At 69.0% G+C, this 16468-nt stretch carries 15 protein-coding genes; 8 read left to right on the forward strand and 7 right to left on the reverse strand.

The window, feature by feature from the left end:
- Positions 1-6: 6 nt before the first annotated feature.
- Together ACLD0U_RS02885 and ACLD0U_RS02890 are read right to left on the reverse strand one after the other, a co-directional pair.
- Positions 7-846: a M56 family metallopeptidase gene (locus ACLD0U_RS02885; protein ID WP_206823254.1), complete on the reverse strand. Its 840-nt coding sequence runs from the start codon at positions 844-846 to the stop codon at positions 7-9.
- A 4-nt stretch (positions 847-850) separates the two neighbouring features.
- Complete coding sequence (locus tag ACLD0U_RS02890) at positions 851-1207, reverse strand: BlaI/MecI/CopY family transcriptional regulator (RefSeq protein WP_179411451.1); 357 nt, start codon at positions 1205-1207, stop codon at positions 851-853.
- A 151-nt stretch (positions 1208-1358) separates the two neighbouring features.
- On the opposite strand from ACLD0U_RS02890, the gene ACLD0U_RS02895 reads away from it, so the two are divergent.
- Both ACLD0U_RS02895 and cydB read left to right on the forward strand, forming a co-directional pair.
- Positions 1359-2942, forward strand: a complete 1584-nt coding sequence (locus ACLD0U_RS02895; RefSeq protein ID WP_179411450.1) for a cytochrome ubiquinol oxidase subunit I — start codon at positions 1359-1361, stop codon at positions 2940-2942.
- A 26-nt stretch (positions 2943-2968) separates the two neighbouring features.
- Complete coding sequence (gene cydB, locus ACLD0U_RS02900; protein ID WP_179411449.1) at positions 2969-4006, forward strand: cytochrome d ubiquinol oxidase subunit II; 1038 nt, start codon at positions 2969-2971, stop codon at positions 4004-4006.
- Positions 4007-4085: 79 nt separating this feature from the next.
- Here cydB and ACLD0U_RS02905 read toward each other — a convergent pair whose 3' ends face one another.
- Positions 4086-4946 (reverse strand): SDR family oxidoreductase, encoded by an 861-nt coding sequence (locus ACLD0U_RS02905; protein WP_410339778.1) that lies wholly within the window; start codon positions 4944-4946, stop codon positions 4086-4088.
- 148 nt (positions 4947-5094) lie between these two features.
- On the opposite strand from ACLD0U_RS02905, the gene ACLD0U_RS02910 reads away from it, so the two are divergent.
- Entirely contained in the window at positions 5095-5691 is a 597-nt protein-coding gene (locus ACLD0U_RS02910; protein WP_179411447.1) for a gamma carbonic anhydrase family protein, read from the forward strand.
- A 99-nt stretch (positions 5692-5790) separates the two neighbouring features.
- Here ACLD0U_RS02910 and gdhA read toward each other — a convergent pair whose 3' ends face one another.
- Together gdhA and ACLD0U_RS02920 are read right to left on the reverse strand one after the other, a co-directional pair.
- On the reverse strand, positions 5791-7158 hold the full coding sequence (gdhA, locus tag ACLD0U_RS02915) for an NADP-specific glutamate dehydrogenase (RefSeq protein ID WP_179411446.1): 1368 nt from the start codon (positions 7156-7158) through the stop codon (positions 5791-5793).
- Between the two features lie 130 nt (positions 7159-7288).
- Positions 7289-9955 (reverse strand): phosphoenolpyruvate carboxylase, encoded by a 2667-nt coding sequence (locus ACLD0U_RS02920; protein ID WP_410339779.1) that lies wholly within the window; start codon positions 9953-9955, stop codon positions 7289-7291.
- A 68-nt stretch (positions 9956-10023) separates the two neighbouring features.
- On the opposite strand from ACLD0U_RS02920, the gene ACLD0U_RS02925 reads away from it, so the two are divergent.
- From ACLD0U_RS02925 to ACLD0U_RS02935, 3 genes are read left to right on the forward strand one after another with little or no spacing between them, the layout of a single operon-like run.
- Positions 10024-11196, forward strand: coding sequence for a Na+/H+ antiporter NhaA (locus tag ACLD0U_RS02925; protein ID WP_179411444.1), 1173 nt, complete (start codon positions 10024-10026; stop codon positions 11194-11196).
- Positions 11197-11206: 10 nt separating this feature from the next.
- Entirely contained in the window at positions 11207-11881 is a 675-nt protein-coding gene (locus ACLD0U_RS02930) for a MazG family protein (protein ID WP_410339780.1), read from the forward strand.
- A gap of 60 nt (positions 11882-11941) precedes the next feature.
- Positions 11942-13207, forward strand: coding sequence for a histidine--tRNA ligase (locus ACLD0U_RS02935; protein WP_410340262.1), 1266 nt, complete (start codon positions 11942-11944; stop codon positions 13205-13207).
- A 6-nt stretch (positions 13208-13213) separates the two neighbouring features.
- Here ACLD0U_RS02935 and ACLD0U_RS02940 read toward each other — a convergent pair whose 3' ends face one another.
- Together ACLD0U_RS02940 and ACLD0U_RS02945 are read right to left on the reverse strand one after the other, a co-directional pair.
- Entirely contained in the window at positions 13214-14446 is a 1233-nt protein-coding gene (locus ACLD0U_RS02940) for an APC family permease (protein WP_410339781.1), read from the reverse strand.
- A 38-nt stretch (positions 14447-14484) separates the two neighbouring features.
- Positions 14485-14958, reverse strand: a complete 474-nt coding sequence (locus ACLD0U_RS02945) for a DUF4442 domain-containing protein (protein ID WP_410339782.1) — start codon at positions 14956-14958, stop codon at positions 14485-14487.
- 98 nt (positions 14959-15056) lie between these two features.
- Between ACLD0U_RS02945 and ACLD0U_RS02950 the strand changes: the two genes are divergently transcribed.
- Together ACLD0U_RS02950 and ACLD0U_RS02955 are read left to right on the forward strand one after the other, a co-directional pair.
- Positions 15057-15407, forward strand: a complete 351-nt coding sequence (locus ACLD0U_RS02950; RefSeq protein ID WP_206550244.1) for a GntR family transcriptional regulator — start codon at positions 15057-15059, stop codon at positions 15405-15407.
- Positions 15404-16459 (forward strand): DUF1648 domain-containing protein, encoded by a 1056-nt coding sequence (locus ACLD0U_RS02955; RefSeq protein ID WP_410339783.1) that lies wholly within the window; start codon positions 15404-15406, stop codon positions 16457-16459. Before ACLD0U_RS02950 ends, ACLD0U_RS02955 begins: the two co-directional genes overlap by 4 nt.
- Positions 16460-16468 lie beyond the last annotated feature (9 nt).

The following is a 16468-nucleotide window of genomic DNA, read 5'->3' on the forward strand; positions in this document are numbered from 1 at the left end:
GATGCGTCAGGAGGCGAGGCGGCGGAAACGGTCGCTGACCCGCATCGAGCCCGAGACCGGTTGCTCGGCGACGGCGCCGCCGTTGATCCCGCCGGCGCCGACCTGCAGGATCGCACGGGCGAGAACCTCATCGCGCACCTCGCGGCGAGCGTGATCGTCGGCGAGCATCTCGACGAGGGCGGCGACCTCGACCTCGGCGCGCGCGGCGGTCGGGAACCACGGCAGCGCCGACCGCCAGGCACGGAAGGCGAGCAACAGCAGGTCGTGGCGCTGCTCGACGTGCGCGCGCTCATGCGCGATCACCGCGACGAGCTCGTCGGGGTCGAGCCGGTCGAGCAGACCCTGCGACAGTACGGTCACCGAGCCCGTTCCATTGGGCAGGCAGTAGGCCACCGGGACCGCGTCGTCGATCACGCGCGTGCGGGCCCGCGTCGGATGCGGTGAGGTGAGCAGTTCGAGCAGCGCGAGGTGGCGTCGGCGCTGGCGGGTCACCTGCACGACCGTCACGCCGAGGTGCACCAGCAGGTATGCCGTGAACAGCATCGCGGGGACAGCCGCGAGCCAGGGGTGCTGCGGCAGTGCGGCATAGCCGGTCAACGCCAGCGCACCGATCATCGACAGGCCGCCGACGAGCCCGATGCCCTGCCACAGCAGCAGCGTGATGACAGGGGCGCGCATCGGCCAGCCGGCGCGCGAGAGCGCTACCGGTACCGGCCAGGCGAGGGCGATCGCGATGGCTCCCAGCACCACGGCACCCGCGACGATGACCTCGTGAGGGATCACCAGCGCACCGTCGAGCGTCGGGTCGGCGGCGTTCAGCACCGCGGTCGCCAGCGGCAGCGGCACAGGCTCAGCTCGCGCGTCCGAGTAGTTGGCGCAGTACCGCGGCATCCTCGGTCGACACGCCGCCGACGAAGCGCTCCAGCACAGCCGTGCGATCGCGGGCGTCTCCCAGTACCGAGTGCATGAGCTCAGCGACGTGGTCGGCGCGCGAGGCGAGCGCGGTGTAACGGTGCGGGCGGGCGGAGCGGTCGGATGCCACGAACCCCTTCTTCTCGAGGCGTGACAGCACGGTCAGAAGGGTCGTTGCGGCGAGCGTGCGACCGCGCTCCTCGAGGGTGTGCTGCACGTCATAGGCGCTTTGCGCCCCGTTCGCGTCCCAGAGGGCATCCATGACGGCCCGCTCCAGTTCTCCCAGCGTTCCCATGTCGTCCTCCTTCCCTTTCGCGACGTATGGGTGACTTTGATTCTACCTGCTGTCGAATTTGTTCTATGCTTCGTCGAAATAGTTCTACGTGTCGTAGAATTCAAGAGGTCGGTAGAGCCGATCGCATTCCGCATCCAGAAGGAGACACCGCGTGGACGTGCTCGACATCGCAAGATGGCAGTTCGGAATCACAACCGTCTATCACTTCCTGATGGTCCCGCTCACGCTTGGGCTGGGCCTCATGGTGGCGATCATGCAGACCCGGTGGGTCCGCACGGGCGATGAGAAGTTCCTGCGTATGACCAAGTTCTGGGGCAAGGTCTACCTGATCAACTTCATCGTCGGCGTCGCGACAGGACTCGTCCAGGAGTTCCAGTTCGGCATGGCGTGGAGCGAGTACTCCCGCTTCGTCGGCGACGTCTTCGGTGCACCGCTGGCCATGGAGGGTCTGCTGGCGTTCTTCGTCGAGTCGACCTTCCTCGGCATCTGGATCTTCGGCTGGGGCCGCCTGCGCAAGGGGCTCCACCTCGCAGCACTGTGGTGCGCCGTGATCGGCTCGTGGATCTCGGCCTTCTTCATCATCGTCGCCAACTCCTGGATGCAGCACCCCGTCGGCGTGGAGCTCGGCGATGACGGACGCCCGGTCATGACCGACGTCTGGGCAGTGCTTACCAACAACACCGCCCTCGCCGCGTACACGCACACCATTCTGGGGGCCCTGGTCGTGGCGGGCATGTTCTTGCTCGGCATCTCGTGGTACCACCTGTGGCGTCGTCGTCACGACGGCATCGACACGGTCGATGACGCCGGCAACGTCGTCGTCGGAGAGGCCCAGGGCGTCCCCGGGCGTGACCGCACCGACCACGGTGTGTGGATCTGGTCGCTGCGCGTCGGTGCCATCGTCGCGATCGCCGGCTTCCTCGGCACCGTCGTGACCGGCGACATCCAGGGCAAGCTCATGTACGAACAGCAGCCCATGAAGATGGCCGCCGCAGAGGCCGCCTGCCACACCGGTTCGTCGTTCTCGGTGCTGTCGCTCGGTGACCCCGGCTCGACCGACTGCTCCGACGTCGTCACGCTCATCGAGATCCCCGGCGTGCTCGGCTTCCTCGGCACCGGTGAATGGGGTGCCGACATGCCCGGCATCAGCGACCTCGAACCCACGTACATCGACCAGTACGGCGCGACCATCCCCGACGACGAGCTCTACGGCATCCACGCGGGAGCCGAAGTCAACTACGTGCCCGTGATGTGGGTGACCTACTGGGGCTTCCGCCTCATGATCGGACTCGGTGGCATCGTCGCGCTGGGCGGCGTCGTCGCCCTCTGGCTCACCCGCCGCGGCACCGTGCCCCGCTCTCCCTGGATCATGCGCCTGGCGCTGCTCGGCATCGTCGCCCCGTTCGCCGCGAACATCGCGGGCTGGATCTTCACCGAGCTCGGACGCCAGCCCTTCGTCGTGGCGCCCAACCCCGACCCGACCGGCGTTGACGGCGTGTTCATGTTCACCGCGGCGGCCGTCTCTCCCGGAGTCACAGCGGGCGAGATGCTGTTCTCGGTCATCACCCTGACGCTCGTGTACGGCATCATGCTCGTGATCGAGGGATACCTGATGGTCAAATACATCCGCGGCGGTGTCGCGGCCTCCATGCCCGAGCTCGCGGCCGGTGACGGCCACGGTGACGACCCCGACGGCGACGAGAAGCGAGACGACGTGCTCGCGTTCGCGTACTGACCGGCTGACTCGAGAGGAACATCGAAATGGAACCGCTTCCCGTCGTCTGGTTCATCGCCATCGCCGTTCTGTGGATCGGCTACCTGCTGCTCGAAGGCTTCGACCTCGGTGTCGGCATGCACATGAGCTTCTCCACGCGCTCCGAGCGTGACCGTCGGGTCATGCTCAACACCATCGGCCCGGTCTGGGACGGCAACGAGGTGTGGCTGATCACCGCCGGCGCGGCGATGTTCGCCGCGTTCCCGGCCTGGTACGCCTCGTTGTTCTCGACGCTGTACGTACCGTTGACCATCGCCTTGGTGGGCCTGATCGTGCGAGCGGTCGGTATCGAGTACCGCGGCAAGATCCACACCGAAGGCTGGCGCACGTTCTGGACCTGGATGATCGGCCTCGGTTCGCTCATCGTCGCGTTCTGCATCGGTGCGGCGCTCGCGCTGACCTCCATCGGACTGCCGATCGACGGCAACGGCGACCGCGTGGGCGGACCGTTCGTCTGGCTCACCCCGACCGCCGTGCTCGGCGGACTCGCCGTGGTCGGCTTCTCGCTGGCCCACGCCGCCACCTTCCTCGGTCTCAAGGCCGACGGGCCCGTGCGCGAGAGGGCCGGCCGGTTCGCTGCTCGCTGGGCGCCGCTGTGCCTGGTGCCGGCCGCGCTCTGGGCGATCTGGGTGCAGATCGCGCACGGTGGCAGCATCCTCGCCTGGGTGTTCATCGCGCTCGCCGTCGTCTCGGCGGTGCTCGGCTGGGTGGCCGCCCGCAAGCGCAACGAGGGCTACGCCTTCGTCGGCTACGCCGGGTTCGGTCTGTTCGGCGCCGGTGCGATCTTCGCGGGCATGTTCCCGCTGGTGCTGCCATCGACCGTCGACTCGGCGTTCGACCTCACCGTCTGGAACGCCGCCAACGGCTCGTACACCCTGGGCGTGATGACGGTGGTCGCCGTCGTCGCTCTGCCGGTCATCCTGCTCTACCAGGCCTGGAGCTACTGGATCTTCCGCAAGCGCGTCACCCCGGGCATGATCCCCGAGGCACACATCGTGCTGCCGGCGGTGCTGCGCGCCCGCTGAGCCACTCGTCGAGGCGCCCTTGTTCGGACGATCACCTCCGGGCAAGGGCGCCTTGTGCTGCGTCGGCGTAGGCGCCGCCTCAGCGCAGCGTGAAGCCGCCGTCGCTGGTGAGCACCTGCCCGACCACCCACGAACCCGCATCGCTGCACAGCCACGCGATGAGTCGGGCCGGGTCATCGGGGCGCCCGAAACGTCCGAACGGGGTGGATGCGAGAAACCCGGGCACCCAGTCCAGATCACGATCGGTCGTGTCGGCGTCGAGATAGCCGGTGTTCACCGGGCCGGGGTTCACGGTGTTCAGCACGATGCCGACATCCAGCAGTTCGGCCGCCACTGTCTTGGTGATCCCGGCCAGTGCGGCTTTGCTGGTGGCGTACGCGACTTCGCCGCGCATCGGCCCGTCGAGCTGGCCGGAGGTCATCCAGACCACGTGGCCGGTGGGCTTCTCGAACGGTCGCGCTGAGGTCGTGCGATCGCCGGGACTCGCGCCCGTAGCATCCGAATGTCCGAGGTGTGCGCGCACCCGCCGCGCAAAGCCGGCGGTGAGCAGCAGCGATGCCCGCGCGTTCGTGTGCCAGTGCGCATCCAGGCTGTCTGCCGTCATGTCGAAAATGCTGCCGTCGCTGCCACTGAGCGCCTGATTGCACACCAGGGTGTCCAGCGAGCCGGTCAGGCTCGTGGCCGCGTCGAGCAGTGCATCGATGGCGGTCGGGTCGCGCAGGTCGGCATGAAGATCACCGAAGGTGGCGCCGGGGACGAGCGCCGCGCGGATGCCGTCGCGCACCGCGCCCAGTTCGTCGGCGCCCCACGGCTGTTCGTCGTCGTGCGGCTGGAAGTGATGGATGAACACGCTCGCCCCGAGGGCGGCGAGCTCGCGGGCGGTGGCGTAGCCGATGCCCTTGCGTCGGGAAGCGCCGGTGACCAGGGCTGAACGCCCCAAGAGTGGATGCTGCATGTGCGGGTCTTTCTGCCAGAACGGACCGCCGTGTGCGCGGCGGAGGGGATCAGAGAAGACTCAGTCGCATTGCATGGGCCTCACGTTAGCAGCTGGCCTCGGAACACCGCCCGCGGAACGCTAGTCTGGCCGCATGATGTACGAGCACCTCGGGGCTCGGCCCCGCATCCACGACACCGCCGTCGTGGCGCCGACCGCTGTGATCTCGGGCGATGTCGAGATCGGACCGAACTGCCAGGTGCTGCACGGCGCCGTGATCACGGCGGAAGGCGGGCCCATCACACTGGGCGAGTACGTGATCGTGATGGAGAATGCGTTGATTCGTGCCACGGCCGCCAACGCCGTGCATATCGGGGATCACACCCTGGTGGGCACCCTGGCCAGTATCGCCGGCGCGACCGTCGGTGAAGAGGTGTTCTTCGCCTCGGGTGCGCGGGTGTTCAACGGGGCGATCGTGGGGGCACGTTGCGAGATCCGGGTCAATGCGATCGTGCAGCGCCGGGCCGTGCTGCCCGAGGGAACCGTCGTTCCGATCGGATGGGTGGCAGTTGGCGACCCCGTGCGGTTGTTCTCACCCGACCAGGCCGATGAGATCGCCGCGGCGATGCCCGAGCTCGACTTTCCCGGGCACGTGTTCGGCGTTGACCGCGACACCCCTGACCTCATGGTGCAGCTCACTGAGCGCTACGGCACGTCACTGGCCCGCCACGCCGACGACCACAGGCTCTGACCGCGGCGTCCGCCCTCCGGCATCCGTCTATTTGTCACAAAGCCCCGGAATTCGGCCGGAATTCCAGGGCTTTGTGACAGATAGACGGGGGAGTGGGGGTTAGATCACGCCCTGGGCGAGCATCGCGTCGGCGACGCGCTCGAAGCCCGCGATGTTGGCGCCCGCGACGTAGTCGCCGGGGGTGCCGTAGCGCTCGGCGGCGCGGAACGACGCATCGTGGATGTCGGCCATGATGTCGCGCAGCTTCTGCTCGCTGTCGGCGAAGTTCCAGCGCTGACGCGAGGCGTTCTGGCTCATCTCCAGCGCCGACGTCGCAACGCCACCGGCATTCGCGGCCTTGCCCGGGGCGAACAGCACATCGGAATCCTGGAAGGCGCCGACGGCCTCAGGCGTGCACGGCATGTTGGCTCCCTCGGCGACGGCGCGCACGCCGTTGGCGATGAGCATCTGCGCCGACTCGAGGTTCAGCTCGTTCTGCGTGGCGGCCGGGATCGCGATGTCGACCGGGGTCTCCCAGACGTTTCCGCGTTCCACGAAGCGGGTGCCGGGGCGACGCTTGGCGTACTCGATGATGCGACCGCGCTCGACCTCCTTGATCTGGCGCAGCAGCCCCAGATCGATTCCCGCGTCGTCGACGATGTAGCCCGACGAGTCGGATGCCGTCACCGCACGCGCGCCGAGCTGGGTGGCCTTCTCGATCGCGTAGATCGCGACGTTGCCGGAGCCCGAGACGGCGACGCGCTTGCCCTCAAGGCTCTCGCCGTGCACCGCGAGCATCTCTTGCACGAAGAACACGGCACCGTAACCGGTCGCCTCGGTGCGCACCTGCGCGCCGCCCCAACCGATGCCCTTGCCGGTGAGGATTCCCGTCTCGGCGCGGTTGGTGATCTTGCGATACATGCCGTACATGTAGCCGATCTCGCGGCCGCCGACGCCGATGTCGCCCGCGGGCACATCGGTGTGCTCGCCGATGTGGCGGAACAGCTCGTTCATGAACGACTGGCAGAAGCGCATGACCTCGGCGTCGCTCTTGCCGTGCGGGTCGAAGTTCGAGCCGCCCTTGCCGCCGCCGATGCCCTGACCGGTCAGCGCGTTCTTGAAGATCTGCTCGAATCCGAGGAACTTGATGATCGAGATGTTCACCGACGGGTGGAAGCGCAGGCCGCCCTTATAGGGGCCGAGCACCGAGGAGTACTGCACGCGGTAGCCGCGGTTCACCTGCAGCTTGCCCGAGTCGTCCATCCACGGCACTCGGAAGATGATCTGCCGCTCGGGCTCGACCATGCGGTCGAGCACACCCTTGTCCAAGTACTCGGGACGGCGCTCGAGCACCGGGCCGATGGAGTGCAGCACCTCGTGCACTGCCTGGTGGAACTCCGGCTCGTTGGGGTTGACGTGCAGCACGGCGTCGAAGACGGGCTGAGCGGCAACGTTGAGCGGGTGGAAATCGGCAGTGGTATCGGTCACGCGGGGGAGCTTTCTGACGGGGGATGTGATGTATGCGATCGTGTCGCGTGATGCGTCGCCGGATCAGGCAGAGATCTCACTCTAACGCGCGAGATCCGCTGGTACCGACGACAAGACGCGGCGGATGCTGTCAGCCGGTGTTCTGCAGACCGGCGGCGACTCCGCTGACTGAGAGCAGCAGCAGGCGCTGCAGCTCCGGGTCGGCGGCGGGGGCATCTGCGTCGGCGCGCAGGGCGCGCAGCGCGCGCAACTGCAGCAACGAGAGGGCATCGACGTAGGGCGTGCGCAGCTGGACGGCGCGCTGCAGGATCGGCTTGTCGGCCAGCAGCTGCTCGCCACCGGTCAGACGGACCACCCACTCCCGTGTCAGTCGCAGTTCGTCGAGCACGATGCCGGCGAGGTCGTCGCGGTCGCCGAGCGACAGGTACTCGGCGGCGATGCGTTCGTCGGTCTTGGCGAGGCTCATGGCGACGTTGTCGATCATGGTGCGCAGCAACGGCCATTCGCGGTAGGCCTCGACCAGCGCCTGCTCGTCTCCGACGGCCTGCAGTGCCGTTCCGAGTCCGAACCAGCCGGCCAGGTTGATGCGCGCCTGCGTCCAGGCGAACACCCACGGGATCGCCCGCAGGTCTTCGAGCGACTCGACCGACAGGCCGCGGCGGGCCGGGCGGGAGCCGAGGGCGAGCAGACCGATCTCTTCCATCGGGGTGACGGTGGCGAACCACGGGGCAAAGCCGTCGGCGCCCACCAGTGAGAAGAATCGCTCGCGCGAGGCGACGTCCATCACCTTGGCGATGCCGGCGAAGCGTTCGGCGGCGCCGCTGGTGCGCTGCTCGACGCTGGGCGATGACGCCAGCAGCGTCGCCGCGGCGACCTGGTCGATGTGTCGCATGGCGATGGCCGGTTCGCCGTAGCGGGCGAAGATCACCTCTCCCTGCTCGGTGAGCTTGAAGCGGCCGTCGACGGAGTGCGGCGGCTGGGCGAGGATCGCCGAGTTCGCCGGTCCGCCGCCGCGCCCGAGGGCGCCGCCGCGACCGTGGAAGAGGGTGAGTCGGATGCCCGATTCCACGGCCCACTGCGCGATGTCGCGCTGCGCTTCGTACAGTGCCAGGTTCGCGGCGACCGGACCGACGTCCTTGGAGGAGTCCGAGTAGCCCAGCATGACTTCGAGTCGGTTGCCGGTCTCGTCCAGTCGCGCGCGGAACGCGGGCTGCTGCACGACCTCGGCCATGATGCCGGGCGCCGCCTGCAGGTCGGCGAAGGTCTCGAACAGCGGAACGACGTCGAGCACGGGAGCCTGGTCGCCGAGAGCGTAGTGGGCGAGCCGGTGCACGGCGGCGAGGTCGTCGGCCGAACGGGTGAACGAGACGACGTAGCGGCCCGCGGCGCGCAGCCCGTGGCGGCGCTGGATGTCGGCGATCGCGCGGAAGACCTCCAGGACCTCCTGCGTGCGCTCGCTCAGCTCGGCGCCGGCGTCGAGCTCTGCGAGCGCCTCGGCGTGTACCTGCGAGTGCTGGCGCACCTCGAGCTCGGTGAGGTGGAAGCCGTAGGTCTCGACCTGCCAGATCAGGTGCTGCAGGCCTCCGAACGCGTGTCGGCGGGCCCCGGATGCTGCGAGTGAGCTCTGCACGGCACGCAGATCGGTCAGCAGCTCTTCGGGAGCGGCGTAGGCGCTCTCGGTCTCGACGCGGGTGGCGTGTACGCGGTGAACGACCGCGAACATGGCACGGCGGTGCGGTTCGCCGGGCGAGCGCTTGGCGATCTCGGCCGCCGCGTCGGCGTGGTCTCGTGCGAAGGCATCCCAGAGATCGGTCACCTCGGCGGTCGGAGGCGTGCTCTCGGCATCGAGCGTCAGGGTGCGACCGATGCGCTCGATCGCGCGCTCCAGGCCGCGCAGCACGTGCTCCGAGGCGATCTCGGCCGCCTCACGGGTGACCGAAGCGGTCACGAACGGGTTCCCGTCGCGGTCGCCGCCGACCCACGAACCGATCCGCACGAACGCGGGCACCACGGGGGCGCTCGATCCGGAGCCCTCGCCGCGCAGAGCGTCGTCGATCCGGCGGTACACGTGAGGGACGGTGGTGAACAGCGTCTCGTCGAAGACGCCCATCACGGTGCGCACCTCGTCGGTGGGGGTGGGTTTCTCAGCCCGCAGGGGCGCGGTGCGCCACAGGGTGTCGATCTCTTCCAGCATCCGACGCACGGCGCGGCGCTGTTCGGAGCCGCCGGGGCTGGCCAGATCGTGCTGCCCGAGCAGGTCGGAGAGGCGGCGGATGCTGCCCGATACCGCCCGGCGACGAGCCTCGGTCGGGTGCGCGGTGAAGACGGGGTGGAAGCGCAGGTCGGCGAGGCGCTCGCGGGCGGCATCCTCTCCGATCTCTGCACGCAGCCGGGCGTAGGCGGTGGCGACGGTGTCGGCGACGTCCTCGCGACCGGGCTGTCCGGCGCGTTCCCGCAGCACGCGGACGCGCTGGTGCTCCTCGGCGAGGTTCACCAGGTGGAAGTAGCAGGTGAAGGCGCGGGCGACCTCATCGGCGCGTTCGATCGTGAACGCGTCGGCGATGGATGCGGCGCGTTCGAAGGCGTCGGTGCTGTCGGCATCCGCGGCCTGGATCGTCGCCAGGCGCAGGCGCTCGACGTCCTCGTACAGTCCGGGAGTGCCGGATTCGCGCAGCACCTGACCCAGCAGCCCGCCCAGCATGCGCACGTCGGCGCGCATCGCCTCGGGGATGCCGTTCGATGCCTCGAAGCGGGTGATGACGCGGATGGCTTCGGTGTTCGTAGGCTCGGGGGACATTCTTCGAGAGTATCCCCGTCGTGGATGTCGCCCGCGCCACGTGACACACGCCGCCTACGATGGACGCGATGCGCATTTCAGACAACCCCCTCCGCGGACAGCAGTTTCCCGCGGCGCTCCTGCTGATCGCCGCCGGGCTCGGACTGCTGCTGGCGAACCTGCCCACGCACGATGCGATCGGTGCCGTCCTCGACGCGCACATCGCGATCCCGGGTACGGCACTCGACCTGTCGATCGCCCACTGGGTGTCGGACGGACTGCTGGCGGTGTTCTTCTTCGTCGTCGCCATCGAGCTGCGCTACGAACTCACCCACGGTGAGCTCGACTCGCCCCGCAAGGCTGTGCAGCCGGCGATCGCCGCGACCGGTGGCGTGCTCGTGCCGATCGCCGTCTACCTGCTGATCGCCGGGGCAGAGCCCGCGACGGCGGGCGGCTGGCCCATTCCGACGGCCACCGATATCGCCTTTGCGCTCGGCGTACTCGCGATGTTCGGCAAGGGGCTGCCCACGTCGGTGCGCGTCTTCCTTCTTGCACTGGCGATCCTCGACGACATCATCGGCATCGTCTTCATCGCGGTGCTGTTCGCGCACGACGTCAACTGGGTGCAGCTGGGGCTCGCCGCCGTCGGCGTGATCGGGTTCGGCGTGCTCAGCCGCATCGTGGCCAAGAACGGCTCGTCGGGCATCGCCGTGGTCATGGGCGTCATCGCCGTCGCTACGTGGGGACTGGTCGCCTCGTCGGGCATCCACGCGACGATCGCGGGTGTGCTGCTGGGGCTCGTCATGTCGCCGGCGCCGGCCGAGCAGGTGCGGCACGGTCTCGAACCGACGGTGAACGGGGTCATCCTGCCGCTGTTCGCGTTCGTCGCGGCGTTCGTGGTGATCCCGCAGGTGGCGCCCAGCCAGCTCTCGCCCGCGTTCTGGGGCATTCTGGTGGCCCTGCCCGTGGGCAAGATCATCGGCATCGGTCTGTTCGGATGGATCGCCATGCGCATCCGCCCCAAGGGCACGCCGCCCGCACTGGAGCTGCCCGATCTGCTCGCCGCCGGTGCGCTGGGCGGTATCGGCTTCACCGTGTCGCTGCTGCTGGCCAACCTCGCGTTCGCCGGCGACGAGCTCGTGCGCGACGAGGCGATCCTCGGCGTGCTCGGCGGTTCGCTGATCGCACTGGTGCTGTCGGGCTTCATCGTCTCGTGGCGCGCGCGCCACTACCGTCGCGCCACGGTCGCCATTCTCGACTGAGGAGACACCCATGACCGACCCGTCGCACCTTTCGGACCCGCTGCGCGCTGCCGCCGAGACGATGCGGCAGGTGCGCGCGCGGTGCGTGTGGTCTCAGCAGATCACGCATCGCGACCTCGTGCCGTACCTCATCGAGGAATCGCACGAGGTCATCGAGGCGGTCGAGACCGGCGACGGCGCAGACCTGCGCGAAGAGCTCGGGGATCTGCTCTGGCAGGTCCTGTTCCACGCGGCCATCGCCGCGCAGGACGGCGCTTTCGACATCGACGACGTCGCGCGCGGCCTCACCGAGAAGATGGTGCGCCGGCATCCGCACGTCTTCTCGGATGCCATCGCTGAGACGCCCGAAGAGGTGCTGGTGCACTGGAACGCGGCGAAGGCCGCCGAGAAGCACGCGCGTCGCAGCGTGCTCGACGGGATTCCCGCAGGGATGCCTGTGCTGGCGCGAGCACAGAAGGTGCTCGGGCGCGTTCACCCGGTCGTTGAGCGAGCGAACGCAGCGACCGAGACGAAACACCCCCGCGACGAGCCGGCGCCGCTGCCGGCATCCGAGGCCGACCTCGGCGACGCGCTGCTGTCGCTGGTCGCCCACGCCCGCGCGAACGGATGGGACGCCGAGCGTGCCCTGCGCGAGCGCCTGCGTGTTCTCGAGAACGACGTGCGCGCCGCCGAGTCGGGCGGCTGACGCGCTCGGCCGCAGACCTGGAAAGATAGACCCGTGGCAACTGTGAACCCGCCGCGCGGAATGCGCGATTTCCTCCCCGCTGACAAGGCCCGTCGCGAGCGTGTGCTCGCCGTCATCCGCGAGCGCTATCGTGCGCACGGCTTCGACGAGATCGAGACGCCGGTGGTCGAGGAGCATGCGCGTCTGCATGCCGGAATCGGCGGCGACAACGAGAAGCTGTCGTACAGCATCCTGCGCCGTGGGCTCGATGCCGAGGGCATTCGTGCCGCGGCCGATAACCCGGCGGCGCTCAGCGATCTCGGGTTGCGCTACGACCTGACGGTGCCGCTGGCGCGTTTCTACGCGACCAACCGCGGTCAGCTGCCCGGCGTCTTCCGCTCGATCCAGATCGGGCCGGTGTGGCGCGCCGAGCGCCCGCAGAAGGGCCGCTACCGCCAGTTCGTGCAGTGCGACATCGACATCATGGGCGATGAGACCGCTCGCGCCGAGGCCGAGCTCATCGTCGCGTCGATCGACACGATCGACGCTCTGGGCCTCGAAGGCGGCATCGTGCGCGTGAACGACCGGCGCGCGCTGGACTGGATGCTGGATTCGTTCGGTTTCAGCGAGGATGAGCGCCCCGGTGTGCTGATCACGATCGACAAGCTCGACAAGATCGGACCCACGGGTGTCGCCGCCGAGCTGCGCGATCGCGGGGTCACCGCCGCGGCGGTCGACGCGTTCGAAGCGTTCCTGACGCGTCCGCAGACCATGGAGTACAACCCGTACGGCGAGCGGCAGATCCGCAAGGCACTTCCCGAGGGGGCCCCCGACGAGATCGTCGCGCACCTGGTCTCACTCGGCGAGGCGGTCAGTGCCGCGCGTCCGGATGCCGGCGAGCCGCCGCTGGTCTACGACCCCTTCCTCGTGCGGGGCATGGGGTACTACACGGGCACGATCTTCGAACTCGCCCACCCGTCGGTCGACTACTCGCTCGGCGGTGGCGGTCGCTATGACGGCATGATCGGCCGGTTCCTCGGCCAGCAGGTGCCCGCCGTCGGCTTCTCGATCGGGTTCGAGCGCATTGTCGATCTGGTCGCCGAGGTCGAGGCCGAGGCCGCGCAGGCGGTGGTGCTGGTGCACGATGCCGATGTTCCGGTGGGTGAGCTGCTGGCGCACAAGGCGGCGCTGCTGCGCGACGGTGGTGCGGCACGGGTGCGTCTGGAGCGCCGTCCGAAGAACATGAAGGCGCTGTTGGAGCGCGCGACGGCCGACGGCTACACCGGCTTCGCCGCGGTGCGGGCCGGAGACGTGGTCGGCGCGGTCGAGGTCAAGTCGCTCGGCTGAGGCAGGTCATCGCTGGTCGGCGACGCGCAACCGCACGGCGCGGTACGCCGCGCCGATCAGCAGCACCACCGTGCCGATCGCGGAGGCGATCAGCGGCAGGGTGCTGACCAGCATGAGGCATCCGAGCGCGCCGATCACCTGCAGGAACCGCGGGTAGCGGCGCGCAGCGCCGTGCTGGCGGAACGCCGCGGCATTCGCGATCAGGTAGTAGAGCAGAACGCCGAACGATGAGAAACCGATGGCTCCGCGCAGATCGGCGATCAGCACGATGCCGATGACCGCGAGGCCGATCGCGATCTCAGCCCGGCGCGGGACGTGCCATCGCGGGTCGACGTGCGCGAGGAATCGCGGCAGGTCATGTTCGCGCGCCATCGCCAGGGTGGTGCGTCCGATACCGGTCAGCAGAGCCAGCAGAGCCCCGAGCGATGCCGTCGCGGCTGCGACGCGCACGACGGGTTCTGCGCCTGCCCAGCCCGCGGCGGCGACGACATCGGCGAGCGGATGCACGCTGCCGATCGCGTCGGCTCCGAGAGTCGACACGACGGTGATCCCGATCACCACGTAGACGACGACTGCGCCCGAGAGGGCGAACACGATGGCGCGCGGGATCGTGCGGGCCGGGTCGGTGACCTCCTCGCCCATGGTGGCGATACGGGCGTAGCCGGCGAAGGCGAAGAAGAGCAGACCGGCGCCCTGCAGGATGCCGTACAGGGTGGCGTCGGGCAACGCGTCAGGGGTCGCGCCCGGGGCGGCGGTGGCGCCGGCGGCAGTGACGACAGCGAGCCCGAGCAGCGTGAGCACCACCAGGATGCGGGTCAGCAGGGCGGTACGCGTGATGCCGAAGCAGTTCACGGTCACCAGTGCGGCGACCGCGAGAACGGCCACCGGCACACGCCACCCCTCGGGAGCCGCGTAGGCGGCGAAGGTCATCGCCATCGCAGCGCTGCTGGCGATCTTGCCGATCACGAAGCACCACCCGGCGATGAACCCCGACCAGGGGCCGATCTCGGCGCGCGCATAGGCGTAGGTGCCGCCGGCGACCGGGTGCACCGCGGCGAGCTGTGCCGACGAAGTCGCGTTGGCGAAGGCGACGAACGCCGCGATCGCGAGGGCGATCAGGATGCCGGAGCCTGCCGCGCCGAGGGCGGGTGCCCAGACGGCGAACACGCCGGCACCGATCATCGAGCCGAGTCCGATGGCGATGGCGTCGGCGAGGTTCAGGCGGCGAGCGAGGGGCATCCGATCATGGTCCCACCGTCTGGTGAACGGGCGGTGACCTACGCGCCGCGGGCGTCGGTGACGCGCTTCTTCTCGCGCACGTACACCTCGCGCCGCACGCGTGCCACGGTGTCGCCGGTTGCGTCGGTGATCTCGGTCTCGAACCACTCGAGCACCTTCGCCCCGCCGTGCGCGCGCTCGCGCAGACGCTGCACCTGCTCAGGCGACACGTGGAAGTGGGCTGTCAGCACGCCGCGTCCGGGCTTGACGAACTCGATCTCGCCGCGGGTGTCCCAGACCACGTAATCGCGACCGAGCTGGTGCATCACGAGCATGAAGAAGTACGGGTCGGTCATGGCTGACATCGATCCGCCGAAGGCCGTCTTGACGTAGTTGCGGGTGAACACGTTGACGTGCAGTTCGACGGTGGCGTGCGTCCAGTCTTCCGAGAACCGACGCACGCGGATGCCGCTGAAGAGGTTCGGAGCCCACAGGCTCATGCCGAGGGCGAGGCGACGAGGGGTCATGCGCATGCGGTCAGTCTGCCGGGGGAGGCTCTGGTGGCCGTGATCGGCTGGATACTATCGACAACTGTTCTATTTGAACTAGAATAAACGTGTTGGAGGTGCTCATGTTGATCCGGATCGACCCCGAGAGTCCACGGCCGCTGTTCGAGCAGATCGCGGCGTCGGTGCGGGGTGACGTGCTCGCAGGGCGACTGCGCCCCGGCGATCGTCTGCCGGCGGCGCGCGAGTTGGCCGATGCGACCGACGTCAACGTCCACACCGTGCTGCGCGCCTACCAGGAACTGCGCGACGAGGGTCTTGTCGATCTGCGTCGTGGCCGGGGCGCGGTCATCTCAGCATCCGCCGCCCCTCTCGCCGCGCTTGCCGACGACATCACCGCCCTCGTGCGCCGTGCCGTCGGGCTCGGCGTCACGCCCACCACCCTCGCCGCCCTCATCAAGGAGACGAACCGATGAACGACCGTTCCCGCAGCAGCGATGCCCCCGAACTGTCCGTCACGGACGTGCGGCACGACGAACTGCGGCGCGCCCGCCGCGCCCTCGTCGTCGTCGGACTCGTGCTGCCTGTCATGCTCACGGCGATCGCGGCCGGGCTTGTGCTCGCGTGGTTGCCCGACGTGCCCGATCCGGCGGCGACCCACTGGGGGCCGGGCGGTGTGGACGGCTTCGGTGCGCCGGTGACGTACCTGTGGCTGTCGATCGGTTTCGGATTCGGCGTGCCGGTGCTGATGGTGATCACCGTGCTCAGCGTGGCGCGGGGGCAGTGGGGCGGCAGCGCGCGTCTGCTCGGTGCTGTTGCCCTGGGAATGTCGGGCTTCAGTGCCGTTCTCACCACCGGCTCGGTCTGGATGCAGCGCGGACTCGACGACGCGACGCAGGCGGGGTCGATCCTGCCGACCGTGATCGGCGGGTTCAGCGCGCTGCTCGTGCTCACCGCCGCCGGTTGGGTGCTGCAACCGGACGTGCATCCGACGCCGGCTGTGGCGCTGCAGCCTGCCCACCTCGCGTCGATCTCGGCGGGGGAGCGGATCGTCTGGTTGGCGACCGCGTCGATGGCGCGTGCGGGGATGATCGCGTTGGGTGTCGGCATCGCCGCGCTGGTCGGTATCGCTGCGGTGACAGCCGTGCAGGCGCCGGAGATCGTGTGGATCCCGCTGTTGGTGATCGTGCTCATCGGCGTCGCCGTCGGCGCCATGTCGTCGTTCCGAGTGCGGGCCGGTGCCGAGGGCCTTCGGGTGCGCTCGTTCCTCGGATTCCCGCGCATCGAGGTGCCGCTTGAGCAGATCGTCTCGGTGCGCGCCGTGCAGTGCCACCCCTTCGCCGAGTTCGGCGGCTGGGGATGGCGGCTCAGCACAGATGGCCGAAACGGTATCGTGCTTCGAACCGGACCGGCGATCGAGGTGCAGCGGCGCGGCAAGCGCACCCTGGTGGTGACCGTGGACGGCGCCGAGGTCGGCGCCGCGACGCTGCAGGCATATCTCGACCGTGCCCGGTCGGCGCAGGCGTGAAACCGGAGG

Source organism: Microbacterium sp. 2216-1, assembly GCF_046507855.1.
Lineage (GTDB): Bacteria > Actinomycetota > Actinomycetes > Actinomycetales > Microbacteriaceae > Microbacterium > Microbacterium esteraromaticum_C.